The sequence below is a fragment of the Sphingobium mellinum genome (genome assembly GCF_037860795.1).
GTDB lineage: Bacteria > Pseudomonadota > Alphaproteobacteria > Sphingomonadales > Sphingomonadaceae > Sphingobium > Sphingobium mellinum.
Genome location: NZ_JBANRK010000011.1, coordinates 33,438 through 56,956 on the forward strand (window position 1 = coordinate 33,438; position 23,519 = coordinate 56,956).

Consider the following 23,519-nt stretch of genomic DNA (forward strand, 5'->3'; position numbering starts at 1 on the left):
CAACCCCGCTATTGGTCCCCTAAGGGTCCTCTAGGGAAGTTAACATAAACTTCCGGTCAAGAACGACTCATCGCAAAATCGGCGACTTTGCGATGAGTTGTGGAACCTTTTCGAAGGTGGCTATTCGGCCGCCTGAATCAGTTCCGCGGGTTCGGGCGTGCCGCGACGCCCGACGCTCACATAGGCAAAGCCGGCCGCTTCGGCATCGTCGGGCCGGTAGATGTTGCGCAAGTCCACAAGGCCGTCACCATCCATGACCGACCGCAGCCGGGGCAGGTCAAGCGCGCGCAGCGCGTCCCATTCGGTGACGATGACAACAGCCGCCGCGCGTTCAGCAGCCTCATAGGGGCTGGCGCAAAATTCGACATCGCTCATCATCCCTCGGGCCGCGTCCATGCCTGCCGGATCATAGGCGCGCACCTGCGCTCCGCCATCTTGCAAGGCCCGGATGATCGACAGCGACGGCGCGTCGCGCATATCGTCCGTGTTCGGCTTGAACGTCAGCCCCAGCACGCCGATCGTCTTGCCGCGCACCGATCCGTTACAAACCGCCACCACCTTGCGGGCCATGGCGCGCTTCCGGCTCTCGTTGATCGCGACCGTCGTCTCGATGAGGCGGATCGGCGCTCCGGCATCCTCGGCAGTCTTCACCAGCGCCAGCGTATCTTTCGGGAAACAGGAGCCGCCATAGCCCGGCCCGGCATGCAGGAACTTCGCTCCAATCCGGTTGTCCAGGCCAATACCGCGCGCAACCTGCTGCACATCGGCGCCCATCTGCTCGCACAGGTCGGCTATCTCGTTGATATAGGTTATTTTCATCGCCAGGAATGCGTTGGCGGCATATTTGATGAGTTCGCTGGTGCGGCGGCCGGTAAACTGGATCGGCGCCTGGTTGAGGTAGAGCGGTCGATACACTTCCTCCATCACAGGCCGCGCGCGATCGTCCTCCAGGCCCACCACGATGCGATCCGGGCGCTTGAAATCCTGGATCGCTGCGCCTTCCCGCAGGAATTCGGGATTGGACGCGACCGCGAACCGCGCTTCGGGATTGGTTTCACGCACGATGCGCTCGACCTCATCTCCCGTGCCCACCGGAACGGTCGACTTGGTCACGATGACGGTAAAGCCGCTGAGCGACGAGGCGATCTCCCGGGCCGCATCATAGACATAGCTGAGGTCGGCATGGCCGTCTCCCCGACGCGCCGGCGTGCCCACTGCGATGAACACGACATCCGCCTGGGCGACCGCCGCGGGAAGATCGGTAGTGAAGGTCAGCCGCCCCGACTTGACATTACGAGCCATCAGATCCGTCAGGCCCGGCTCATAGATGGGCACGCCGCCATCGCGCAGCAGGGCAATCTTGGCCTCGTCCTTGTCCACGCAGATCACATCATGGCCGAAGTCCGCAAGACAAGCGCCAGAGACCAGGCCGACATAGCCCGATCCGGTCATCACGATCCGCATCACCACTTCTCCCTCTTTTTTAAAAGCTCAGCCGCCTTGCGAGCAACCGATGACAATGGGCGCACAGCAACCATCCGGAAATCCGGAATGGACGATGCTCTCCCTTTTCATGGGTTGGCCACCGGGCGTCCGGGCCTGCGACCTATATCACCGAAACGAAACGGCTGTTGATGCGGTGCAGCATAGCGCCGGCACCGTAACGGATGCAACGCAGCTTGCCGCTCCAGCGCCACCGATGACCGTGGATCAAGGACTTGGGGCAGTTCCTGCGATTGTTGTCAGTGAGGCGACTCACGCCTGTGCTGGCGATACGTCACTCAATGGAGGGCTCTCAGATGCCGCCCGCTATTACGGGCCAGCCGCCCTGCTCCAGCGCCATGCTGAGGTCTTCGGCGCAGCGCTGAAGCTCTACGGCATCGGTCGAACGGACAACGAAATTGGCGCCGGTCTTGCCTTCCCGGAAAAAGGGGTAGCTGCCGATCTGGCAGCCCGGATGGGCCCGTTCAGTGCGCGCGAGCAGGTCGGCGATTTCACTTTCGGCAACCCAGCAGCCGATTTGCGCGGACAACAGCGGATGACCGCCCTCGAGCCTGCCGGTCAGGCTGTCGAGCATGCCCGCGGTGATATGCGGCACGCCCGCCATGATGAAAATATTGCCGTGACGGATGCCCGGCGCGCCGGACATGCGGTTTTCGATGAGGCTGGAGCCGGCCGGCACGCGGGCCATGCGCAGGCGCGCTTCGGTCAGCCCGCCGCGCGTTTCGTAATAGCTGGCCAGAACCGCGCGCGCTTCCTCATGAATCTCCACCTCCACGCCCAGCGCGCAGGCGATGGCGTCAACGGTGATATCGTCATGCGTTGGCCCGATTCCGCCGGTCGTAAACAGATAATCGTTTCGGGCGCGCAGCGTGTTGACCGCCTCGACGATCGCGTCGCTGTCGTCCGCCACGATCCGCACTTCGCGCAGGCGGATGCCCTGGACGTTGAGCCAGGTCGCCACCTGCGCAACATTCTTGTCCTGCGTCCGCCCGGACAGGATCTCGTCTCCGATCACGATGAGTGCGGCGGTCCAGGTGCGTTCGTCGAGCGGCATCGTCTGGCCATAGCCGCTGGCCGTTCCCCTGCCTAGACGGTTCCTGACTGCGGGAGATGAGCCAGAGGCGCCCATGGTGCCTTTCCCGCTCCCCGCCCCCTCGCAATATCCTGTTCATCCGCCTATAATCGGGTCCATGACCGACTATATGACGATGACGGCGGACGCGCCGGTTTCCCGATCAACCGCGATCAAGCTTTATGACGCAGCCGCCTTTGAAGGCATGCGCAAGGCCGGCCGGCTGGCTGCCGAGATACTCGACGCACTGGCGCCGCATGTGGTGCCGGGCGTCACGACCGGCGAACTGGACGACATCGTCCGCCGCATGACCCTTGATGGCGGCGGCGTGCCGGCGACGCTCGGCTATCGCGGCTACACGCACAGCTGCTGCATCTCGCTCAACAACGTGATCTGCCACGGTATACCCGGCGAGCAGAAGCTCAAGGAAGGCGACATCCTCAATATCGACGTGACGCCCCTGCTTGATGGCTGGCATGGCGACAGCAGCCGCATGTACATCGTGGGTGAAACCTCCATCAAGGCGCGACGCCTGATCGAAGTGACTTATGAATGCCTGATGCTGGGCATCGAGCAGGCAAAGCCCGGCAATCATCTGGGGGACATCGGTCATGCTATCCAGACCCATGCCGAAAAGCATCGCTACGGCGTGGTCCGCGACTTTTGCGGCCATGGCCTCGGCCGCGTTTTCCATGACAGCCCGGAAGTCGTCCATGTCGGCCGTCCCGGCACCGGCCCGGAACTGAAGCCCGGCATGTTCTTCACCATCGAACCGATGATAAACATCGGCAAGCCCGGCGTGAAGATGCTCGAGGACGGGTGGACCGCGGTCACACGCGATCGTACGCTATCGGCCCAGTTCGAACATAGTATCGGCATCACGGAAACCGGATGCGAAATCTTCACGAAGAGCCCGGCCGGCCTTGATGTCCCGCCCTATTCCCGCTGAATGAGCGCCTGCCTAAAAAATAGGCAAGGGACCAGCGTTCTGCCCTGAATCCGGGCAATATGGACAAAGATTGCCGCATCGCCGAAAGCGGTTAGCAGCGATTCGCCGTTTGGCACGGTAATTGATTGTCGGATGGGGCGGATCATGTCTCGGGGGGCATGATGATCGTCCCGTCAAGGAAAAGGATTGCGAAGCTTTCGCTATCCAGCGCGCGTGTGAGTTGGGATCAGAGTGATGAAGAAGATCGAAGCGATCATCAAACCGTTCAAGCTCGATGAGGTAAAGGAGGCGCTGCATGAAGTCGGCGTGTCCGGCATCACGGTGACCGAGGCCAAGGGCTTCGGACGGCAGAAGGGCCATACCGAACTGTATCGCGGGGCCGAATATGTCGTCGATTTCCTGCCCAAGGTGAAGCTGGAGGTCGTCGTCGACGACGCGCTGGCCGATCGGGTCGTGGAAGCCATCTCGGCCGCGGCCCAGACCGGTCGGATCGGCGACGGCAAGATCTTCATCTCCTCGATCGAAGGCGCGGTTCGTATCCGCACCGGCGAACGCGACAGCGACGCCATCTGATCCTGACGAGCTTTCCGGTTTCCGCCGGCCCCGCAAGGGGACGGCGGCTTGCAACATCCACTGCCCCTTCGGGGGGGTATTTTTGAAAGAAGGGCAAGAGCACATGGCCAACACGCCAAAAAACATCCTGAAGATGATCGAGGAAAAGGAGATCGAATGGGTCGATCTGCGCTTCACCGATCCCAAGGGTAAGTGGCAGCACCTGACCATGGTTTCGTCGGTCCTCGGCGAAGACGAACTGACCCAGGGCCTGATGTTCGACGGTTCGTCGATCGAAGGCTGGAAGGCGATCAACGAGTCGGACATGATCCTCAAGCCCGACCTGGACGCCGTTTATGTCGATCCGTTCAGCGCCACCCCGATGCTCATCCTCTTCTGCGACATCGTAGAACCCGACACCGGCGAACTTTACGCCCGTGACCCCCGTTCGACCGCCAAGCGCGCGGAAGCCTTCGTCAAGTCGGCCGGCTTTGGCGACACCGTTTATGTCGGCCCGGAAGCCGAATTCTTCATGTTCGACGACGTCCGCTTCAACAGCGACTACAACGAGTCTTTCTACAAGATCGACGACATCGAGCTCCCCACCAACACCGGCCGGGAATATGATGGCGGCAATCTGGGCCACCGTCCGCGCGCCAAGGGCGGCTATTTTCCGGTCGCTCCGGTCGATCCGGCCACCGACATCCGCGCCGAAATGGTCACCACCATGCTGGAAATGGGCCTCCCCTGCGACAAGCACCACCACGAAGTGGCCGCTGCCCAGCATGAACTCGGCCTGACCTTCGGCACGCTGGTCCAGACCGCCGACCGCATGCAGATCTATAAGTATGTCGTGCAGATGGTCGCCCAGGCCTATGGCAAGACCGCGACCTTCATGCCCAAGCCGATCGCGCAGGACAATGGTTCGGGCATGCACACCCACATGTCGATCTGGGACGGCGGCAAGCCGCTGTTCGCGGGCGAAGGCTATGCCGGCCTGTCGGAAATGTGCCTCTACTTCATCGGCGGCGTCATCAAGCACGCCAAGGCGCTCAATGCCTTCACCAACCCGACCACCAACAGCTACAAGCGCCTGGTGCCGGGCTTCGAAGCTCCGGTTCTTCTGGCCTATTCCGCCCGCAACCGTTCGGCCTCCTGCCGTATTCCCTACGGCGCCGGTGCCAAGGCGAAGCGCGTCGAATTCCGCTTCCCCGACGCGATGGCCAACCCCTATCTCTGCTACGCCGCGCTGCTGATGGCCGGCCTCGACGGCATCGAGAACAAGATCCATCCGGGTTCCGCGATGGACAAGAATCTCTATGATCTGCCGCCCGAAGAGCTGAGCCAGGTGCCGACCGTTTGCGCCTCGCTCCGTGAAGCACTCAACAGCCTGGAAGCCGATTACGAATTCCTGCTGAAGGGCGACGTCTTCACCAAGGATCAGATCGAAGCCTATATCGAGCTGAAGTGGCCGGAAGTGTACCGCTGGGAAATGGCACCTTCGCCGGTCGAATTCGACATGTATTACAGCGCCTGATCTCTTTCCGGATCGAACGAAAACGGGGCCCGGTCGCGCAAGCGGCCGGGCCCCGTTTTCGATTCAGTTATGAATTTAGTAGGCGATCGCATTCTCTCCACCACCATTCCAGCTGCGCTATGCCTGTCATCCTCGCTCTCGCTGGAACGATCGTTGAAGAAGATGCGGCCCCTCGTCCTGCTGCCGACGCCTCCTACGCCCTTTACCTGACGTATATTTTCGTGATCGTTGGATTCCTGGGCATAGTTGCCGCGGGCAAGGGTGATACGCTTCCCCTGGTGGCAGCGCTCGCCGCGTGCTTGGTCGCTGGCATATTGGTCCATCGGCATATTGAACTGCCGCTCAAACGGCTGGTCGACGTCACGGAAGGCCGCCTCAGATCCAGCGCAGTTGGCCGCCGCACGGCGCACCACCGGTTGCCAGGCGACGTCATCCAATCGCATACTGCCCCGCCGGGAGAAGCAGGATGACCATCACCATCACCGCCTTCGAACGCTCCCCTGATCGCGGGCGGGGGCTCGCACGCGACATGCGCGTTCGCTGGGCGCTGGAGGAGGTAGGCCTGGCCTACACTGTCCGCCTGATCGCCTTTCCCGAGATGAAGGAGCCGGCGCATCTTGCGCGTCACCCGTTCGGACAGATCCCCACCTATGAAGAAGGTCCTTTCAGCCTGTTCGAATCCGGGGCCATCATATTCCACATTGCCGAGCATCATGCGGGGCTGTTCCCCGATGCCCCCGAAAGACGGGCCGAGGCGATAAGCTGGATGTTCGCGGCACTTAACACGGTCGAACCGCCGATCGTTGATCGGTCGATGGCCATTTTGCTGGAGCGGGACAAACCCTGGTTCGATGAGCGCATGACCGTCCTGGATGACCGGGTCCGCACCCGCCTCGCCCAACTCGCGCATCGGCTGGGGGATCAGGACTGGCTCGCCGGCACCTTCAGCGCCGGCGACCTGCTGATGGTGACCGTCCTGCGGCGTCTGGACGGATCCGGCCTGATCGAGGAACATCCGAATCTCGCAGCTTATATCGCGAGGGCCGAGGCGCGCCAGGCATATCAGCGCGCCTTTGCCGATCAATTGGCAGTCTTTAACCGCGCGGCTGCAACCAACTCGTAAGCGCGGAATCTCCAGTCAGGACCCAAATCATGTCGCTGATCGAAGCGGGGGGCTGTCATATCCCATCATAGAGGCGCCGAAGGCGGGAGTGTCGACTCCGAAACGCGCAGCGGGGGTTTCAAATGCCGGAGGGCTCGGCTCGATCGCGGTTGGAGCGACCGACGCGGATGGCGCTCGCGCGACGATCGCTCAGTTGCCCATGCGGACCGACCGCCCCTTCAACGTCAATGCTGGCCGGGATGGCTGGCGGCTGACGACCAACAGCGCGCTGTCAGTCCCCGTCCGGAATGGACGCGCCGAATAACAGGACAGCCTCGCCAGCGGGCGACAGCGCCATTTCACCCCCCGCTCCGACCACCAGGCCGCGTACCATCCACGCGGCGGCCGTGCGCGACGCCAGGCCATCCGTCGGCAGCGTTCCTGCCAGCGCGGATCGCAGGTCCGGGTCCAGAACCAGCTTGGGTCCCTCAGCCCTGACGACGATCTCGGTGACGCCCGGCCGCTTTTCCGCGCCGATGTCGAGCTGACCGCCCCGCACCAGCGCATCGCCGGCGATCAGCGCCAGATTGAGCAGCACCTTCACCGGCAGCTTGTCCAGCATGTCGTCTTCGACGAGCCAGCCTATCTTCACCCGGCCAGTGCCTGCAAACATGCCTTCGATCGCAACGCGCGCCTCATGCGTCGGCACCGCGTCGCCAAAGCCCCCCGCCGAACCGAACGCCAGGCGGAAGAATTTCAGCTTGTTGGCTGACGTCCGCGCGCTGTCCGCCAGCAGGTCCAGACAACGCTGGCGCATGTCCGGATCGGTTTCGTCCGCCATCAGCTCCAACCCGTTGTTGAGCGCGCCCACGGGACTGAGGAGATCATGGCAAAGACGCGAACAGAGCAAGCTGGCAAATTCGATGCTGTCGGTCGGATTGGTCATGAAGGTGATGCCACCGGGAAAGGAAAAGAAAGGAGATGACAGGCTAATGCGCTGCCCTGTCGCGTGATGCAACCCCGGCCTGCCGCCTTTCGCTCACATGATGTCGAGCCTTGCGGGCGTAAAGCGCACTTCTCCTGCCTGCCCCTGCCCCTGCCCACGCCCCGCGACCCACAGCCTTGCCGCGCCCGATCCGACAATCAGCCACAGGCTTCCATCGGGCGCCGCATTGGCTGCGTCCGTGGCGGATGGTTCGGCATGTCCGCTTGGGTGCGAATGATAATGGCCAAGGATCGCGGGGCCGCCCGCGCGAGCCGCTCGGTGCGCCGCGATCAGCACCGCGGGGTCCAGCTCGAAATGGCGCGCCGGATCGGGGGCGACGTTCACGGCGGGTCGAACGTTGAGGATGGCACCCTCCCGCCCCAACAGCAGGCCACAGACCTCGTGGGGATCTGCGGCTGCCAGGGACATGATTTGTTCCAGTATCGCGCTTGATATCCTGACCCTCATTCCTACATGCTTAGCCAATGGGTTCGGGGGTTTCCATCATCGAAGCGACGATCGGCGAGGCGCAGCGCGGCCTTCGCCTCGACAGGGCGCTTGCGGACCTGTTGCCCGATCTTTCGCGCGAACGGCTAAAGGGGCTGATCGTCGAAGGCCGGGTGACGCTGGACGGACGGCCCCTCAATCCGTCGATGAAGGTTGCTTCCGGACAAAGCTTCGCCGTGACCCTGCCCCCGCCGGTGGAGGCCGAAGCGATCGCGCAGGACATCCCGCTGAATATCGTGCATGAAGACGCGGACCTGATCGTCATCGACAAGCCGGCGGGCCTTGTGGTCCATCCGGCAGCGGGCAATCTGGACGGCACTCTGGTCAACGCGCTGCTGCATCATTGCCGCGGCCAACTGTCCGGCATCGGCGGCGTGGCGCGTCCTGGCATCGTTCATCGCATCGACAAGGATACATCCGGCCTCTTGGTCGTTGCAAAATCAGACAAGGCCCATGAAGGGCTCGCCCAGCAGTTCAAGGCGCACCGCATCGATCGCCTTTACGCGGCCATCGTCTATGGCATGCCACAGCCGGCGGCCGGCACGGTCGACACATGGATCGGCCGGTCCGACGCCGATCGAAAAAAAATGGCGGTTTGCAGGGAAGGTCGCGGCAAACATGCGGTGACCCATTATCGTACCGTCCAGCCGCTGAAGGGGGCGGCGCTGATCGAATGCAAGCTGGAAACCGGCCGCACGCATCAGGTAAGGGTGCATATGGCCCATCTGGGTCACCCCTTGATCGGCGATCCGGTTTACGGTAGAGACAGAAAAGGTTTCAAATCAATACTGGAAACGATGGGTTTCAAAAGGCAGGCATTGCACGCGGAAAAGCTGGGGTTCATACATCCGGTAACGGGACAGCAGCTCAGCTTCGACAGCCCGATGCCTCGAGATATGCAGGAACTGTTAAGCGAGCTTCTCGTATAGGATTTGACAAGTTTGCCGCGGTGCGTCGGACGCCTCTTCTGGGTCCCACCGCGCATGAAAGGGAAAGGTGAAGAGACATGGCTGACAAAAGCAATGTCCCCGCGGTGCCGGCGCTGGGCGGTGAAGCCAGCCTGAACCGCTATCTGTCGGAAATCCGCAAGTTTCCGCTTCTGACGCCCGAGCAGGAATATATGCTCGCCAAGCGCTACGCCGAACATCAGGATCCTGAAGCGGCGGCGCAGCTGGTCACATCGCACCTGCGCCTCGTCGCAAAGATCGCCATGGGCTATCGCGGCTATGGCTTGCCGGTCAGCGAGCTGATCAGCGAGGGCAATATCGGCCTGATGCAAGGCGTCAAGAAATTCGAGCCCGATCGGGGTTTCCGCCTGGCGACCTACGCCATGTGGTGGATTCGCGCGTCGATCCAGGAATTCATCCTCCGCAGCTGGTCGCTCGTGAAGATGGGCACGACCGCCGCGCAGAAGAAGCTGTTCTTCAACCTTCGCCGGATGAAGAACAACATCGAAGCGTTCGAGGATGGCGACCTTCACCCCGATGACGTCAAGAAGATCGCGACCGATCTTGGCGTCACCGAGGAAGACGTGATCTCAATGAATCGCCGCATGGCGATGGGCGGCGACACGTCGCTCAACGTGCCGATGCGCGAGGATGGCGAGGGCCAGTGGCAGGATTGGCTCGCCGACACGGATCCGCTTCAGGATGAACGTGTCGCGGATGAGCAGGAAAAGACCCTGCGCCACGACATGCTGGTGGAGGCGATGGACGACCTCAACGACCGGGAAAAGCACATCCTGGCCGAACGCCGCCTCGCCGAAGAGCCCAAGACGCTGGAGGAACTGAGCCAGGTCTATGGCGTATCGCGCGAGCGCGTTCGCCAGATCGAGGTGCGGGCCTTCGAAAAGCTGCAAAAGGCGATGATGCGCATCGCTGGCGATCGCATAGGAAAGATGGCTCGCCTCGCGATGGCCTGAACACTCTCTGCGACAAGGATGAAGCCCCGGAGCGGTCCGGGGCTTTTTTCTTGCCCGTCCTTCGGCCTCCCCCGCCGCCCTCGAGCGCCGGCACAGGATGGCGCATGCCACATCTTGCGCCCGAGCAAGACCACGCTAGGGAAAGGCCATGGCTTCCCCTTCCTCCGCGCCGCGTCGTCGTTCCCGCTGGGCCAGCATCCTGCTTCGCATTCTCGGCGGATTCGTCGTGTTTTCATTGCTGATTGTCCTCATCTATCGCTTCGTGCCGCCGCCCGTCACCCTGACGATGCTGCTTGATCGCCATGGCATCACCAAGGATTGGGTGAGCCTGGACGAGATCGATCCCAACATGGCCCGTGCGGCCATAGCTGCCGAGGACAGCCGCTTTTGCAGCCATCACGGTTTCGACGCCGTGGCGATCGCCCGCGCGATGCGGCACAATGCCAGCGGAGGACGAATCCGGGGTGGGTCCACGATCAGCCAGCAAACGGCCAAGAATGTCTTTCTTTTCCAGGGCGGCGGCTTCGTCCGCAAAGGCTTCGAAGCCTGGTTCACCATGCTGATCGAGGCGATCTGGGGCAAGCGCCGGATCATGGAAGTCTATCTCAACGTCGCGGAGACAGGGATCGGAACCTATGGCGTGCAGGCCGGCGCGATGCGATATTTCCATCATGGCGCAGGCCGTCTGACACATGCAGAAGCCGCCCGGATCGCTGCCGTCCTGCCCCTGCCTAAGAAAAGGGCCGCGATCGACCCTCGCGGTTTCACGCGCCACTATGGCAACAGCATAGTCAGCCGCATCGGCGTGGTGCAGCGGGAGGGGCTGGACGATTGCGTCCGGTGAACGGCGGCAGGCGCCACGCCAGCCGCTTGCCGATACCGGCTCCTTGACAGCCCGTCCCTGCCCCGCAACATGGCGCCCATAATGACGGTCGCATCCAAGGCTCCCCTGCTCTTCTTCGACTCAGGCGTCGGCGGCCTGTCGATATTGGCGCCCACACGGGCTGCACTGGCCAGCGCGCCTGTCATCTACGCAGCGGACAGCGCGGGCTTTCCCTATGGTACAAAGAGTGAGGCGGAGATTGCCGCGCGCGTGCCTGCCTTGCTCGGGCGGCTGGTCGAACGATTCCGCCCGCGTCTTGCCGTCATTGCGTGCAACACCGCCTCGACGATCGCGCTTTCCAGCGTACGCGCCGCGCTCGATATTCCAGTCGTTGGCACCGTGCCCGCAATCAAGCCCGCCGCGCTGCTTTCCAAAAGCCGGGTATTCGGCGTGCTTGGCACGGACGCGACCGTGCGCCAGCCCTATGTCGACCGGCTCACGGCGGAATTCGGCGCGGATTGCGTCGTGCTGCGACACGGTTCGGCCGCGCTGGTGCAACTGGCAGAGGCGAAGCTGCGCGGACTGCCGCTCGATCCCGCCATTGCTCGCGACGCGCTGGCTGGCTTGCTGGACCAGCCCGACGGCGATCGCATGGACACTGTCGTGCTCGCCTGCACCCATTTCCCCCTGGTGCAGGCCGAACTCACCGCCGCCGCGCCGCGCCCGCTGCATTTCGTCCATGGCGGCGACGGCATCGCCCGGCGCGTCGCATATCTGACGCAGGGGCAGCAATGGCCTGCCTCGCCGGCGCCCGGCAAAGCGATATTCACCCGGCTTGACCATAGCGTGGCAGCGCTCGCGCCCGCCCTTGCCGATTACGGCCTGGAGGAAATGGAAGCGCTGTGATGGCGTGGGACATTTGGTCCCATGGCAAATTCCTCTATCATTGTGATAGCTATTTCTCACAACCCCTGCGAGCGGTTAGCGCTGGTAATACGGGCCAGCAGCGGGTAAATGCACCGCCGGAGAGATTGGCGGGCCACTAGGGAACGGGCGTTACGTGAACTACCAGCATATTTTCGCGCAGGCGATCGACCGGCTCCACAGCGAAGGCCGCTATCGCGTGTTCATCGATATTCTGCGCAACAAGGGCGCCTTCCCCAACGCCCGCTGCTTCCATGGCCATAATGGACCCAAGCCCATAACCGTGTGGTGCTCCAACGACTATCTTGCCATGGGCCAGCACCCCAAGGTGGTCGCCGCCATGGAAGAGGCGCTGCACGATGTCGGCGCCGGATCGGGGGGCACCCGGAACATCGGCGGCAACACCCATTATCACGTCGATCTGGAAGCCGAACTTGCCGACCTGCACGGCAAGGAAGGCGCGCTGATTTTCACGTCGGGTTACGTCTCGAACGATGCAACGCTCTCGACCCTTGCCAAGATCCTGCCCGGCTGCATCGTCTTTTCCGATGAGCTGAACCATGCCAGCATGATCGCGGGCATCCGCAATTCCGGCTGCGAAAAGCGGGTTTTCCGCCATAATGACGTGGATCATCTGCGCGAACTGCTGGCCGCTGAAGATCCCGATGCGCCCAAGCTGATCGCGTTCGAAAGCGTCTATTCGATGGACGGTGATGTGGCCCCCATCGCCGCGATCTGCGATCTCGCGGACGAATTCAACGCACTCACCTATCTGGACGAAGTGCATGCCGTGGGGATGTATGGTGCCCATGGCGGCGGCATTTCGGAAAGGGATGATGTCGCGCATCGCCTGACCATCATCGAAGGGACGTTGGGCAAGGCATTCGGCGTCATGGGCGGCTATATCGCGGCCGACCAGATGATTATCGACGTCATCCGCAGCTATGCGCCCGGCTTCATCTTCACCACGTCTCTTTCGCCCGTATTGGTCGCCGGCGTGCTGGCGAGCGTGCGCCACCTCAAGCAGTCGAGCGAGGAACGCGAAGGCCAACAGGCCGCGGCCGCGACGCTCAAGCGGCTGATGGCGGATGCCGGCTTGCCGGTGATGCCGTCCGTCACGCACATTGTCCCGCTGATGGTGGGCGATCCGGTCAAGGCAAAGCGGATCAGCGACATCTTGCTGGCTGAATATGGCGCCTATGTGCAGCCCATCAACTATCCCACCGTGCCGCGCGGGACGGAGCGCCTGCGCTTCACCCCCGGACCGGCCCATGACGAACAGATGATGCGCGATCTCGTTTCGGCGCTGGTGGAAATTTGGGATCGGCTGGAACTGGAATTCAAAAAGGCTGCCTGACCGCCCGCTTTCCTCCGACCGGCGGAAGGATTAGACCCTGATCAGCCCTGCCCTCACGGCATAGCCCCGATACAGGCTCTGACTGTGGGGGAGGCCGCCCATATCGGCCGCCAGCCGCTCAAGCGCAGGCTTGATGTCCGCGCGCGGCGCAACATGAAACCGTGCCAGCCATCCGAACAAGGCCCTCCTCCAAAGACCGGGCAGTCTTTCCTGCTGGCCGAAATCGACCAGTTCCAGCCTGCCGCCATGGGTCACGCAACGCCCCGCCGTTTGCAGGGCGGCCTCCCAGTTCGGAATCATCGATAGCGCGTAGCTGATCATCACCCGCTCAAAGGTCTCGCGGCCGAACAACGCCACAGGGTCCAGGCGGCACGCGTCCCCGCGCGCAAGCGTCACCCGATCAGCCATGCCGGCCTTCGCCACCGCCTTGCGCGCCGTTTCGAGCATCGCTTCGGAAATATCGACGCCATAGAGCCGCGCCTGTGGCCACGCCCGTCCCACCGCGATCAGGTTGCGCCCGGTGCCGCAGCCGATCTCCAGCACCGCGCCTCCGTCGGGGAGTGCGAGATCCGCGATCAGCCCGTCCCGACCAAGCAGATAATATTTGCGCGACAGGTCGTAGATGTGCCGCTGATGCCGATAGACGCTGTCCATCAGCCGGTCATGGCCGACCCCCTTCATTGCACGTCCTTCAGCGCATAGAGGTGGACGCCCCCGTAGATGGCCGATCGATCCCGCGCCGTATAGTCGAGCGACTGTTCGGCCCGATAGTCCCAGCGGGACAGCAGGGCATCGTCCACGCGGCCAGGCAGGATGCTGGGTTCCCCGGCCGTGCGGAAAAGCACCCGCGCACCGGGCCTGGCCGTCCGCGTGATCTGGCACCAGAGCGCGTTCAGTTGCTCGTCCGACATCCAATCCTGCGCATCCAGCAGGACATAGCGATCCGCCGAGGCCGCGGGCTGCGAGGCCAGGAAATCGGTGAAATTGACATGGCGCACGTCCACCCGCTCGGCCCGTTCGACCACGGCGGCATGATGCGCCGCCTGTAGATAGGGCGGCAAAGGCCCCTCCCCGCCCGCATAGCCGCGACCGAAGGCCTGCACGGCGAAATAATTGTCCTTCAGGTCGAAGTCGCAGGCCAGTTTCTCCAGTCGCGCCTTCAGCACCGCGTCCATCCGCGCGTCCCCGGCCAGCGCCTCATATTGCGCCGGGGGTATGCCAAGCCCGAACAGCGAGGCGGGCTGGCTCGTCAGCCAGCGGGTGAAGGCGCTGTCGAACACCGGCGCCAGTTCCCGTTCAAAAATCGCGCGCTGTTCGTCGCGATTCCTGGCATCCAGCATGCGCCTCGGGTCGACGCCATGCAGTCGTGCCAGCATATGTGCGGCCCCGATGAAGCGGCCGAGCAGACCCTGCCGATAGATGCCGCGTGCGAAGCCGCTGATCCGCCTCCGTCCGATGATGTCGCGGCCCTCCCAATAGCGCCGCGTCGCATCGTCCAGCATCGGCGCGACGAAGCGGCGATAGGCCTCCACATTGTCGCGGCTGTCGGCCCTGGCGAAGAACCGGTGGAAGCTCTCATGATCCGGCAACGCCCGCGCCGCCGCCAGCTTCAGCCGATTGAGCGCGATATGCGCCGTGTTGAGATCGACCGCTGTTATCCTCGCGGGGTCCGCGGTCAGGTAACTGAGCACATTGCATCCGCCCGACGCGATGGTGACGACATGGCAGTCGGGCGTGATCGCCAGCGCGTCCATGTCGACCTCCGGATCCTCCCAGATCTGCGCATAGACGAGGCCGCGAAAGGCGAAGGTGAAGGCGCGCTCCAGCAATCCCTGCCGTGTCAGATGCCGGTGCTGATGCACCGCGCGGGTCAGATTCTGGTGAGCCATGGATGCCATCTCGTCGCGCCTCCTCAGGTGCCGGGTCGGGTCGTTGGGCTGCGCCTAGTGCAGCCGCATGTCCGCCGCGTGACGATCAGGTTACGGCTCCGTGAAGCCCTTGCGGAACCATCGGGCGCCAACCACCTTCTCTCCACATGCCTCACTGGATCGAACCGCACCCGACCGGCATCTATGTCCGGCCCGCCGACGCCTGGATCGACCCTTCCGTCCCGCAGGCGCGCGCGCTCGTGACCCACGGCCACGCCGATCACGCGCGGGGCGGCCACGGCCATGTCTGGGCGACAGAGGAAACACTGGCGATCATGGCGCTGCGTTACGGCACCGCGTCCGGCACGGCCGTCGGCTATGGCGAGGATATCCGCATGAACGGCGTCGCCGTTACCTACATTCCCGCCGGCCACGTCCTTGGGTCCGCGCAGATCCTGCTGGAACATGCCGGCGAACGGGTCGTCGTTACCGGCGATTATAAGCGGCGGCCGGACCCGACCTGCAGGCCCTTCACGCCTGTGCCCTGCGACATCTTCGTGACGGAAGCGACCTTCGGCCTTCCCGTTTTTCGGCATCCCGACACGCGAAGCGAAATCGACCGCCTGCTTGCCGCGCTCCATGCCCATCCCGACCGCTGTGTGCTGGTCGGCGCCTATGCGCTCGGCAAGGCGCAACGCCTCATCGCCGAGTTGCGCGCGCGCGGCCATCATGACCCCATCTACATCCATGGCGCGCTGGAGCGGATGTGCGCCCTCTACGCGGACTTCGGCGTCGAACTGGGCGAATTGCGCCCCGCGACCGGCGTTGCTGCGAAGGAGATGCGTGGCCATGTGATCGTCTCGCCGCCTTCCGCGCTCAACGATCGCTGGAGCCGGCGCCTGCCTGATCCCATAACCGCCATGGCGTCAGGCTGGATGCGCGTGCGCCAACGCGCCCGCCAGCGTAATGTCGAACTGCCGCTCGTCATTTCCGACCATGCCGACTGGGATGAGCTGACCGACACCATCCGCGAAGTCGCGCCTTCGGAAACCTGGATCACCCACGGGCGGGAGGACGCGCTGGTCCACTGGTGCATGACCCACCAGATGCGCGCGCGGGCGCTGGAAATGATCGACCGCGAAGACGAGGATGAAGGGTGATGCCGCCTTCACTCCTCCGGCCGTTCGGTTCGAGCTTGTCGGGAACAGGTGCGCGCGGATGAGGCAGTTCTCCCAGCTCCTCGACGGCCTCGTCTATACGCGGTCCCGTAACGGCAAGCTGGACCTGATCGCCAGCTACATGCGCGCGGCATCCGACCCTGACCGGGGCTGGGCGCTGGCGGCTCTCACCGGCAATCTCGACCTCAAGGCCGTGAAGGCGTCCACCATAGCCGAAATGACCCGCGCCCGCGTGGACCCGGTCCTGTTCGAAATGAGTCGCGACTATGTCGGCGATCTCGCGGAGACCGTCGCCCTGCTCTGGCCCAAGCCCGGGGATCAGCCGGGGGAAATAGACGACGGTTCCCTGACCCTGTCCGCTATCGTCGACCGCCTCCACGCCGTCAGTCGGGCCACCGCCCCAGCCACGCTCGCGCAGATGATGGACCATCTCGATGCCTCGGGCCGCTTTGCGCTGCTGAAACTCGCTACCGGCGGCTTGCGCGTCGGCATTTCCTCGCGCCTCGCCAAGACGGGTTTCGCGCGGGCGTTCGGCCTCGACGTCGATGATGTGGAGGAATGCTGGCACGCGCTCACCCCGCCTTATGCCGAACTGTTCGCTTGGGGTCAGGGCCGCTCGCCCCGCCCTGATCCAGTCGGCACGCCCTTCTTCCGCCCCTTCATGCTCGCCCACCCGCTGGAGGCCGACAGCGTCGACCTCAAGGACTATGCCGCCGAATGGAAATGGGACGGCATTCGCGTCCAGATCGTAGGCACGTCGCGCGAAACGCGCCTCTACAGCCGCGCGGGTGACGACATCACGGGCAGTTTCCCCGACATAGCGCAGGCGTTCCGTCACCATGCCGTGCTGGACGGCGAACTGCTTGTGAAAGGCGAGTTTCAGGGCGCCCGGGGACAGGGGGGCTCCGCGGCCAGCTTCAACGCGCTCCAGCAGCGGCTCGGGCGCAAGGCCGTAACCGCCAGGATGATGGAGGATTTCCCCGCTTTCGTCCGCCTCTACGACATATTGCTCGACCGGGACGAAGACCTTCGCCCGCTCCCGTGGGAGCAGCGTCGCGCCCGTCTGGAATCCATCGTTCCCACCCTCGATCCCTACCGCTTCGACCTCTCCGCGCTAATCGAGGCCCCTGATTTCGAGGCCCTTGCCGACATCCGGGCGGGCGCTCGCGACGCCGCCATCGAAGGCGTGATGCTCAAGCGCCGTGACAGCTCCTATGTTGCAGGGCGCAAGGCTGCGCTCTGGTACAAATGGAAACGCGATCCGCTCACCGCCGACTGCGTCATGATGTATGCCCAGCGCGGCCACGGCAAGCGCTCGTCCTTCTATTCCGACTACACCTTCGGCTGCTGGACGGATGGCGGCGAACTTCTCCCGGTGGGGAAAGCCTATAGCGGCTTCACCGACGAGGAACTGAAATGGCTCGACCGCTTCGTGCGGACCAACACCGTCAACCGCTTCGGCCCGGTGCGCGAAGTGGAAAAGTCGCTTGTGCTTGAAGTGGCCTTCGACAGCATCCACGACAGCAAGCGCCACAAATCGGGCCTCGCGATGCGCTTCCCCCGCATCGCGCGGATCAGGCGCGACAAGCCGGCCGAGGAAGCGGACACGGTGGCAGCCCTGCGACGGCTGGTGATCTAGCCAGCCGCTGTCAGTTCACATCGCGAAACCCGGAGGGAGGAAGGCCGCCATGGGCCGTTGGCTCCCGGCCGTTCCATCCAGTATCGAATGGGTGACGCCGACCCCCCAATCGCTATAGGCCAGGAGTTCCGCGACCAGCTGCGTCGCGATGATGGCGCCCACGCCCCAGAACCACGCCGGATGAACCTGCCCCCGCCGCCGCTTGTCGACGATCATGCCGATGACGGGGAAGGCCAGCGTAAAGACCATCATGATCCGCCAGGCGTTCGGGATGAACAAGGGCATGGGCAGCAGTCGCCCAAGACCGGGGCCAGTCAGGATCGACATGGCCGTCACCATCAGCCGCCGATGCCAGCCCATGTATCGCCGCTGGCGCAACGCCGCGAACACCATCGCGCCAAACAGCATCAGCAGCATGGTGTTGCTGAACAGAAATTCGTTCTGGTCAAAGAAAAACGGGCCGCCCGATCGCCGCAGGGATGTGATCATGATCACGAAACCCATCAGCACCATCACCGGCACCCAGCCATAGGCGACCAGCCCCAGCGCCCGGTGCAGTCGAACGTTGTTCCCTGCGATCAGCCAGCTTTGGGCTACATATAAAGCGACCCAGCCAAAGAAAACGAAGGCATGCACATGATACACGATGGGAACCGCGAAGGTAGACCGCCCCATCGCCAGATTGAATGCAAATCCCGCGACGATGACCGCCGCCATCACCATCGCCATCACGCGGAAGAAATTACGTTCCTGATCCCCGACGCCAGGCCCTGGCATCAGTTTATCGCTGACCGTCGCCATCTTTCATCTCCCCCTAGAGACCTGAAGTTGCAGCGTGTCGTCCAATGCAGAATGATGGGATCACCGAAGTAACGGGCGTCATTTTCGCCGAAAAATGCCGATCAGTGAACCACGGCGGATAATAAACGCTCCTTGCAGAGTTTCAATCTTCGAAGTTCGCTGGATTTCAAGCTGTTGTTCGAAGTGCGAAAATGGCTGTAGATCGCCCTTGCAAGGATCCGGTTGACACCCAATCTGGATTTGGGCGTTATTCGTCCGACGCACGGCTCTTAAAGGAAAGGCCTCATGTCCTATACCGGAAGCTGCCACTGCGGCGCGGTCGCCTTCACCGTAGCCGCTGACGCGCCGGGCGAAGCCATGGCCTGCAACTGCTCCATCTGCCGCCGCAAGGGATTCCTCCTGACGTTCGTGCCAGCCGACCAGTTCACGCTCGACAGTGGCGCGGACAAGCTGATCGACTATCACTTCCACAAGCACGTCATTACGCACCAGTTCTGCCGCATCTGCGGGACCCAGGCCTTCGCGAAGGGCAAAGGACCGGACGGTTCCGCCATGCAGGCCATAAACCTGCGCTGCGTTCCGGACGTCGATCTGGACGCTTTGTCGATCCGCCAGTGCGATGGAGCCAGCTTGTAGGATGACCGCCCCTCTGCCATCGCCCGATGCCCTCGCTTCATGGCATGCCGTTCTCGGTCGGCTTGCGGAGGAGCGCGGCATCGGCTGGGCCGTCTCCAGCTCTGCGGAGGATTATCGCGACGCGTTCGCCAGCGGCATCACGCCGGGCGACCATCTCGCCGAGATCGAGCCCCTCACCGAATGGCGCGGCTGCGGTTGCGGCGGCGGATAGGCTGCGCAGCGACTTTGCTCTGTAACGCCTAGTCCCTATATGGGCGCTTTCGCGCGTCGGGCGCGGCTTGATATGGAGCAGTGGAATTGAGCAAGGTTCTGGTCATCGGCGCAGGCGGCGTCGGCTCTGTCGCGGTTCACAAGATGGCGATGAACCCGGATATTTTCAGCCATATCACCCTCGCCAGCCGCCGCATCATCAGCTGCGAAAAGGTCGCCGAATCGGTGAAGACGCGTACCGGCGGTTCCATCGACGTGGCTCAGGTTGATGCCGACAATGTCGAAGAGACTGTCGCCCTCATCGAAAGGGTGAAGCCCAAGCTGGTCGTGAACCTGGCTCTGCCCTATCAGGACCTGGCGATCATGGACGCGTGCCTCGCGACCAAGGTCGATTATCTCGACACCGCCAATTACGAACCGCGCGACACCGCCAGGTTCGAATATAGCTGGCAATGGGCCTATCAGGACCGGTTCAAGGAAGCCGGCATCATGGCGCTGCTCGGGTCGGGCTTCGATCCCGGCGTCACCAGCGTCTTTGCCAGCTACATCAGGAAGCACCTGCTCGACCGCATCGACACGCTCGACATTCTCGACTGCAACGGCGGCGACCATGGCCAGCATTTCGCCACCAACTTCAACCCGGAAATCAACATCCGCGAAGTCACCGCCCCCTCGCGTCACTGGGAAGGCGGCAAGTGGGTCGAAGGGCCGGCGCTCAAACACAGGCAACTGTTCGACTTCGATCAGGTGGGCGAAAAGAACATGTACCTCATGTATCATGAGGAACTGGAATCGCTCGCGAAACACTATCCCGAAATCAAGCGAATCCGCTTCTGGATGACCTTCGGTGACGCCTATCTCAAGCACCTCGAAGTACTCCAGAATGTGGGCATGACCCGGATCGATCCGGTCCTGTACAACGGGCAGGAAATCATCCCGCTTCAGTTTCTCAAGGCGGTGCTGCCCGAACCCTCCAGCCTGGGTTCGACCACCAAGGGCAAGACCAACATCGGCGACATCGCGACCGGCCAGAAGGATGGAAGCCAGAAGACCGTCTATGTCTACAATGTCTGCGACCATGAGGACGCCTATGCCGAAACGGGCAACCAGGCGGTCAGCTATACGACGGGCGTCCCCGCAATGATCGGCGCCGCGCTCATGCTGACAGGCGCATGGAAGGGGGAAGGCGTGTTCAACATCGAACAGTTCGATCCCGATCCCTTCATGGACATGCTGAACAAGCATGGCCTGCCCTGGCAGGTAAAGGAACTGGCCGCCCCCCTGGATTTCTGACGGTCCGCCGAAGGGATCGTCACTCCGGCCAAGCCGGGGTCCCGCCTCTTCTCCACCGTTGCTTGAGGCAGCGGGACCCCGGGCCAGGCCCGGGGTGACGGTGGAGCAGTCTGGAGTGGAACGAGCAATGGAAACCAAAGCCGGCGACCCGGCCGCTTTCGCGCATTTCGACCTGCACCGCGTCCCCTCTCCCGCCTTCGTGGTGGACGAGGCCGCTATCCGCCGAAACCTTGCCGTCCTGCGCGATATCGGAGACCGCGCCGGCATCAAGGTGCTGGGGGCGCTCAAGGCCTTTTCCATGTGGTCGCTGGGTGGCCTGGTGGCTGAATATCTCGACGGGGTCTGCGCCTCCGGCATCTACGAAGCGCGCCTCGGGCGGGAAGAATATGGCGGCGAGGTGGCGACCTACTGCGCCGCCTACAAGCCCGACGATCTCGCCGAGATCCTCAAGATTTCCGATCATGTCATCTTCAACAGCCCCGGCCAGATCGCACGCATGAAGCCGGTCATTGACGAGGCTATAAAGAACGGTGTGAACTTCGACATCGGCCTGCGCCTCAACCCCCTCCATGCGGAAGGCGAAGTCCCCAAATATGACCCCTCGCAGCCGCACAGCCGCCTCGGATTCCCGGTCGATCAGTTGCGCCCGGACCATCTCGACGGCGTCTCCGGCCTCCACATCCATAACCTCTGCGAACAGGATTTCCTGCCTTTGCAGCGAACCTGGGCGGCGATCGAATCGCGTGTCATGCCCCATGTCGACGGCCTCAAATGGCTGAACTTCGGCGGCGGTCATCACGTTACGCGCGCAGATTATCAGATCGATGCGCTGATCGCCTTCCTTCAGCGCATCAAGGCGCAGACCGGCCTCGACCTCTATATCGAACCGGGCGAGGCGATGGCGCTCGACGCCGGAATCCTCGTCGGCGAAATCCTCGACGTCATCGACAATGGCATGCCCGTGGCGATCACCGACATCAGCGCCACCTGCCACATGCCCGACGTGATCGAGGCGCCCTATCGGCCCGCCATGCTGCACGAGCAATCGGACGGCCCGGCAACCAGACTCGGCGGCCCCTCCTGCCTCGCCGGGGACATCATAGGCGACTACCGGGTCCCAGGTGGCGCGACTCCAGGCCGGCGCATCGCCTTCCTGGATCAGGCTCATTATTCGATGGTGAAGACCAACACTTTCAATGGGGTGCCCCTGCCTTCCATCTGGCTATGGCATTCTGCCACCGACGAACTCAAGGAAATCCGCGGCTTTTCGTATGAGGATTTCAAGGCCCGCCTCTCCTGACGCACGTTTCGTAGGCGGGCGCGCAACAAAATTTATGCATCCGCTTTACAGGGGGGGAAGCCGGGCATATATCGGCCCTCCGCTGCCCCATGGGACTTCCACCGCAAGGCAGCTTGAATGCCAACGAACTACACTGGAGGTCCCTTGAGTTGCACAAGCATCATAGCGCGCTGGGGGTAGCGACCACCCTCAAACCGGCAGCACCGGTAACGCTTGTTCGTCCCCAGGCTGCGGCTCGGGCGGCCCGATTCTTCTCTCAGAAGTTTCCCGGGCGCTCGCTGTACGCGGTCAAGGCGAACCCGTCACCCGACCTGATCCGCACCCTCTGGGCCAGCGGCATCACGCATTATGACGTGGCCTCGATCGCCGAGGTCCGGCTGGTCGCGGAGACATTGCCGGACGCCAAGCTGTGCTTCATGCACCCGGTCAAGGCAGAGGAAGCCATTGCGGAGGCGTATCACGTCCATGGCGTTCGCACCTTCTCGCTCGACACGCTTGACGAGCTGGAAAAGATCGTGCGCGCGACCGATGCCGCGACCGACCTGGAGCTGTGCGTGCGCCTGCGCGTCTCGTCGGAACATTCCGAACTCAGCCTTGCATCGAAATTCGGGGCGGAACTGGGCGAAACCCGCGAACTGCTGATGGCGACACGCCAGGCGGCCGATGCGCTCGGCATCTGCTTCCATGTCGGCAGCCAGGCGATGAGTCCGCAGGCCTATAGCGACGCCATCGAGCGCGTCCGCGCGGCGATCGTCGATGCGGCGGTGACGGTTGACATCATCGACGTGGGCGGTGGTTTTCCGTCGGTCTATCCCGACATGGAACCGCCCGCGCTGGAGGCCTATTTCGACGCTATCCATCGCGGCTTCGAAAGCCTGCCGATCAGCTATTCGGCTGAGCTATGGTGCGAGCCCGGCCGGGCGCTGTCCGCCGAATACAGCTCGATCGTCGTCCGTGTGGAGCGTCGTCGCGGGACGGAACTCTACATCAATGACGGCGCCTATGGCGCGCTGTTCGACGCGGCGCATATCGGCTGGCGCTTTCCCGTCGCGCTGTTGCGGGAAGATGAAAGCGAGGCGGAACTGACCGGCTTCTCCTTCTACGGCCCGACCTGCGACGACATGGACCATATGGTGGGACCCTTCATGTTGCCGAGTGATGTGCAGCCGGGCGATTATATCGAAATCGGCATGCTCGGCGCCTATGGCGCGGCCATGCGCACCGGCTTCAACGGCTTCACCTCCGAAGCAGTCATTGAAGTCGGGGATGAGCCGATGGCCAGCCTCTATGCCGATCCTGTTCCCGCGCGTCGTCGCGCAACTGTCATCAAGCTGGGCTAAAAAGGCTCAAGTTTCCCTTGGG

General features: G+C 63.1%; 24 protein-coding genes and 1 pseudogene. 17 read left to right on the forward strand and 8 right to left on the reverse strand.

The genetic code is table 11. The features are described 5' to 3' along the window. Positions 1-120: 120 nt before the first annotated feature. A complete protein-coding gene (locus AAC640_RS12350) occupies positions 121-1,464 on the reverse strand; it encodes a UDP-glucose dehydrogenase family protein (RefSeq protein ID WP_340266686.1) in 1,344 nt (447 codons plus the stop codon). Positions 1,465-1,795: 331 nt separating this feature from the next. Then, positions 1,796-2,557: a competence/damage-inducible protein A gene (locus tag AAC640_RS12355; protein ID WP_340266688.1), complete on the reverse strand. Its 762-nt coding sequence runs from the start codon at positions 2,555-2,557 to the stop codon at positions 1,796-1,798. A gap of 136 nt (positions 2,558-2,693) precedes the next feature. On the opposite strand from AAC640_RS12355, the gene map reads away from it, so the two are divergent. From map to glnA, 3 genes are all read left to right on the forward strand, one after another. Then, the gene (map, locus tag AAC640_RS12360; RefSeq protein WP_340266690.1) at positions 2,694-3,524 is read left to right on the forward strand and encodes a type I methionyl aminopeptidase; all 831 of its coding nucleotides are present in this window, start codon (positions 2,694-2,696) and stop codon (positions 3,522-3,524) included. 234 nt (positions 3,525-3,758) lie between these two features. Beyond that, the gene (locus AAC640_RS12365) at positions 3,759-4,097 is read left to right on the forward strand and encodes a P-II family nitrogen regulator (protein ID WP_340266692.1); all 339 of its coding nucleotides are present in this window, start codon (positions 3,759-3,761) and stop codon (positions 4,095-4,097) included. A 103-nt stretch (positions 4,098-4,200) separates the two neighbouring features. After that, complete coding sequence (glnA, locus tag AAC640_RS12370; protein WP_340266694.1) at positions 4,201-5,613, forward strand: type I glutamate--ammonia ligase; 1,413 nt, start codon at positions 4,201-4,203, stop codon at positions 5,611-5,613. On the opposite strand, the gene AAC640_RS12375 is transcribed toward glnA, so the two are convergent. Then, positions 5,601-6,050, reverse strand: coding sequence for a hypothetical protein (locus AAC640_RS12375; RefSeq protein WP_340266696.1), 450 nt, complete (start codon positions 6,048-6,050; stop codon positions 5,601-5,603). The genes glnA and AAC640_RS12375 overlap by 13 nt on opposite strands. Before the next feature lie 29 nt (positions 6,051-6,079). Here AAC640_RS12375 and AAC640_RS12380 point away from each other — a divergent pair, with 29 nt between their 5' ends. Both AAC640_RS12380 and AAC640_RS12385 read left to right on the forward strand, forming a co-directional pair. Continuing rightward, complete coding sequence (locus AAC640_RS12380; RefSeq protein ID WP_340266697.1) at positions 6,080-6,736, forward strand: glutathione S-transferase family protein; 657 nt, start codon at positions 6,080-6,082, stop codon at positions 6,734-6,736. Between the two features lie 29 nt (positions 6,737-6,765). After that, a pseudogene (locus AAC640_RS12385) lies at positions 6,766-6,965 on the forward strand (nitronate monooxygenase); the annotation flags it as partial. A 42-nt stretch (positions 6,966-7,007) separates the two neighbouring features. Here the strand turns inward: AAC640_RS12385 and AAC640_RS12390 are convergent. Beyond that, positions 7,008-7,661 (reverse strand): histidine phosphotransferase family protein, encoded by a 654-nt coding sequence (locus tag AAC640_RS12390; protein WP_340266699.1) that lies wholly within the window; start codon positions 7,659-7,661, stop codon positions 7,008-7,010. 93 nt (positions 7,662-7,754) lie between these two features. Then, positions 7,755-8,168 (reverse strand): M67 family metallopeptidase, encoded by a 414-nt coding sequence (locus tag AAC640_RS12395; RefSeq protein WP_340266701.1) that lies wholly within the window; start codon positions 8,166-8,168, stop codon positions 7,755-7,757. Positions 8,169-8,185: 17 nt separating this feature from the next. Here AAC640_RS12395 and AAC640_RS12400 point away from each other — a divergent pair, with 17 nt between their 5' ends. The 5 genes from AAC640_RS12400 (at position 8,186) to hemA (ending at position 13,232) form a co-directional block, all read left to right on the forward strand. Further along, a complete protein-coding gene (locus AAC640_RS12400; RefSeq protein ID WP_340266703.1) occupies positions 8,186-9,136 on the forward strand; it encodes an RluA family pseudouridine synthase in 951 nt (316 codons plus the stop codon). A gap of 77 nt (positions 9,137-9,213) precedes the next feature. After that, positions 9,214-10,128, forward strand: a complete 915-nt coding sequence (rpoH, locus tag AAC640_RS12405) for an RNA polymerase sigma factor RpoH (RefSeq protein WP_340266705.1) — start codon at positions 9,214-9,216, stop codon at positions 10,126-10,128. A 148-nt stretch (positions 10,129-10,276) separates the two neighbouring features. Beyond that, on the forward strand, positions 10,277-10,972 hold the full coding sequence (gene mtgA / locus AAC640_RS12410) for a monofunctional biosynthetic peptidoglycan transglycosylase (protein ID WP_340266707.1): 696 nt from the start codon (positions 10,277-10,279) through the stop codon (positions 10,970-10,972). An 81-nt stretch (positions 10,973-11,053) separates the two neighbouring features. Further along, positions 11,054-11,857: a glutamate racemase gene (gene murI / locus AAC640_RS12415; RefSeq protein WP_340266709.1), complete on the forward strand. Its 804-nt coding sequence runs from the start codon at positions 11,054-11,056 to the stop codon at positions 11,855-11,857. Positions 11,858-12,011: 154 nt separating this feature from the next. Next, positions 12,012-13,232 (forward strand): 5-aminolevulinate synthase, encoded by a 1,221-nt coding sequence (hemA, locus tag AAC640_RS12420; RefSeq protein WP_340266711.1) that lies wholly within the window; start codon positions 12,012-12,014, stop codon positions 13,230-13,232. A 30-nt stretch (positions 13,233-13,262) separates the two neighbouring features. Here the strand turns inward: hemA and AAC640_RS12425 are convergent, their stop codons facing one another. Both AAC640_RS12425 and AAC640_RS12430 read right to left on the reverse strand, forming a co-directional pair. Next, complete coding sequence (locus tag AAC640_RS12425) at positions 13,263-13,913, reverse strand: class I SAM-dependent methyltransferase (RefSeq protein WP_340266713.1); 651 nt, start codon at positions 13,911-13,913, stop codon at positions 13,263-13,265. Continuing rightward, complete coding sequence (locus AAC640_RS12430) at positions 13,910-15,130, reverse strand: BtaA family protein (protein ID WP_340266715.1); 1,221 nt, start codon at positions 15,128-15,130, stop codon at positions 13,910-13,912. Before AAC640_RS12430 ends, AAC640_RS12425 begins: the two co-directional genes overlap by 4 nt. Before the next feature lie 137 nt (positions 15,131-15,267). Here AAC640_RS12430 and AAC640_RS12435 point away from each other — a divergent pair, with 137 nt between their 5' ends. Together AAC640_RS12435 and AAC640_RS12440 are read left to right on the forward strand one after the other, a co-directional pair. Then, positions 15,268-16,260: a ligase-associated DNA damage response exonuclease gene (locus tag AAC640_RS12435; protein ID WP_340266717.1), complete on the forward strand. Its 993-nt coding sequence runs from the start codon at positions 15,268-15,270 to the stop codon at positions 16,258-16,260. 58 nt (positions 16,261-16,318) lie between these two features. Beyond that, positions 16,319-17,917, forward strand: a complete 1,599-nt coding sequence (locus tag AAC640_RS12440) for a cisplatin damage response ATP-dependent DNA ligase (RefSeq protein ID WP_340266719.1) — start codon at positions 16,319-16,321, stop codon at positions 17,915-17,917. A gap of 15 nt (positions 17,918-17,932) precedes the next feature. On the opposite strand, the gene AAC640_RS12445 is transcribed toward AAC640_RS12440, so the two are convergent. Then, the gene (locus AAC640_RS12445; RefSeq protein WP_340266721.1) at positions 17,933-18,718 is read right to left on the reverse strand and encodes a hypothetical protein; all 786 of its coding nucleotides are present in this window, start codon (positions 18,716-18,718) and stop codon (positions 17,933-17,935) included. Positions 18,719-19,003: 285 nt separating this feature from the next. On the opposite strand from AAC640_RS12445, the gene AAC640_RS12450 reads away from it, so the two are divergent. The 5 genes from AAC640_RS12450 to AAC640_RS12470 all read left to right on the forward strand — a co-directional run bounded on the left by AAC640_RS12450 (position 19,004) and on the right by AAC640_RS12470 (position 23,497). Then, complete coding sequence (locus AAC640_RS12450; RefSeq protein WP_340266723.1) at positions 19,004-19,354, forward strand: GFA family protein; 351 nt, start codon at positions 19,004-19,006, stop codon at positions 19,352-19,354. 1 nt (position 19,355) lies between these two features. Continuing rightward, the gene (locus tag AAC640_RS12455) at positions 19,356-19,565 is read left to right on the forward strand and encodes a hypothetical protein (protein ID WP_340266725.1); all 210 of its coding nucleotides are present in this window, start codon (positions 19,356-19,358) and stop codon (positions 19,563-19,565) included. 86 nt (positions 19,566-19,651) lie between these two features. Further along, positions 19,652-20,857, forward strand: a complete 1,206-nt coding sequence (locus AAC640_RS12460) for a saccharopine dehydrogenase family protein (protein WP_340266727.1) — start codon at positions 19,652-19,654, stop codon at positions 20,855-20,857. Between the two features lie 127 nt (positions 20,858-20,984). Next, the gene (locus AAC640_RS12465; protein WP_340266729.1) at positions 20,985-22,157 is read left to right on the forward strand and encodes a carboxynorspermidine decarboxylase; all 1,173 of its coding nucleotides are present in this window, start codon (positions 20,985-20,987) and stop codon (positions 22,155-22,157) included. Positions 22,158-22,306: 149 nt separating this feature from the next. Then, a complete protein-coding gene (locus tag AAC640_RS12470) occupies positions 22,307-23,497 on the forward strand; it encodes a type III PLP-dependent enzyme (protein WP_340266731.1) in 1,191 nt (396 codons plus the stop codon). Positions 23,498-23,519: the final 22 nt, after the last annotated feature.

Excerpts from the sequence above, each read along its gene's own strand:
- AAC640_RS12350 (WP_340266686.1), bottom strand. The coding sequence starts at position 1,464 with ATGCGGATCGTGATGACCGGATCGGGCTATGTCGGCCTGGTCTCTGGC.
- AAC640_RS12355 (WP_340266688.1), bottom strand. The coding sequence starts at position 2,557 with ATGCCGCTCGACGAACGCACCTGGACCGCCGCACTCATCGTGATCGGA.
- map (WP_340266690.1), top strand. The coding sequence starts at position 2,694 with ATGACCGACTATATGACGATGACGGCGGACGCGCCGGTTTCCCGATCA.
- AAC640_RS12365 (WP_340266692.1), top strand. The coding sequence starts at position 3,759 with ATGAAGAAGATCGAAGCGATCATCAAACCGTTCAAGCTCGATGAGGTA.
- glnA (WP_340266694.1), top strand. The coding sequence starts at position 4,201 with ATGGCCAACACGCCAAAAAACATCCTGAAGATGATCGAGGAAAAGGAG.
- AAC640_RS12380 (WP_340266697.1), top strand. The coding sequence starts at position 6,080 with ATGACCATCACCATCACCGCCTTCGAACGCTCCCCTGATCGCGGGCGG.
- AAC640_RS12390 (WP_340266699.1), bottom strand. The coding sequence starts at position 7,661 with ATGACCAATCCGACCGACAGCATCGAATTTGCCAGCTTGCTCTGTTCG.
- AAC640_RS12395 (WP_340266701.1), bottom strand. The coding sequence starts at position 8,168 with ATGAGGGTCAGGATATCAAGCGCGATACTGGAACAAATCATGTCCCTG.
- AAC640_RS12400 (WP_340266703.1), top strand. The coding sequence starts at position 8,186 with ATGGGTTCGGGGGTTTCCATCATCGAAGCGACGATCGGCGAGGCGCAG.
- rpoH (WP_340266705.1), top strand. The coding sequence starts at position 9,214 with ATGGCTGACAAAAGCAATGTCCCCGCGGTGCCGGCGCTGGGCGGTGAA.
- mtgA (WP_340266707.1), top strand. The coding sequence starts at position 10,277 with ATGGCTTCCCCTTCCTCCGCGCCGCGTCGTCGTTCCCGCTGGGCCAGC.
- murI (WP_340266709.1), top strand. The coding sequence starts at position 11,054 with ATGACGGTCGCATCCAAGGCTCCCCTGCTCTTCTTCGACTCAGGCGTC.
- AAC640_RS12425 (WP_340266713.1), bottom strand. The coding sequence starts at position 13,913 with ATGAAGGGGGTCGGCCATGACCGGCTGATGGACAGCGTCTATCGGCAT.
- AAC640_RS12430 (WP_340266715.1), bottom strand. The coding sequence starts at position 15,130 with ATGGCATCCATGGCTCACCAGAATCTGACCCGCGCGGTGCATCAGCAC.
- AAC640_RS12435 (WP_340266717.1), top strand. The coding sequence starts at position 15,268 with ATGCCTCACTGGATCGAACCGCACCCGACCGGCATCTATGTCCGGCCC.
- AAC640_RS12440 (WP_340266719.1), top strand. The coding sequence starts at position 16,319 with ATGAGGCAGTTCTCCCAGCTCCTCGACGGCCTCGTCTATACGCGGTCC.
- AAC640_RS12445 (WP_340266721.1), bottom strand. The coding sequence starts at position 18,718 with ATGGCGACGGTCAGCGATAAACTGATGCCAGGGCCTGGCGTCGGGGAT.
- AAC640_RS12450 (WP_340266723.1), top strand. The coding sequence starts at position 19,004 with ATGTCCTATACCGGAAGCTGCCACTGCGGCGCGGTCGCCTTCACCGTA.
- AAC640_RS12455 (WP_340266725.1), top strand. The coding sequence starts at position 19,356 with ATGACCGCCCCTCTGCCATCGCCCGATGCCCTCGCTTCATGGCATGCC.
- AAC640_RS12465 (WP_340266729.1), top strand. The coding sequence starts at position 20,985 with ATGGAAACCAAAGCCGGCGACCCGGCCGCTTTCGCGCATTTCGACCTG.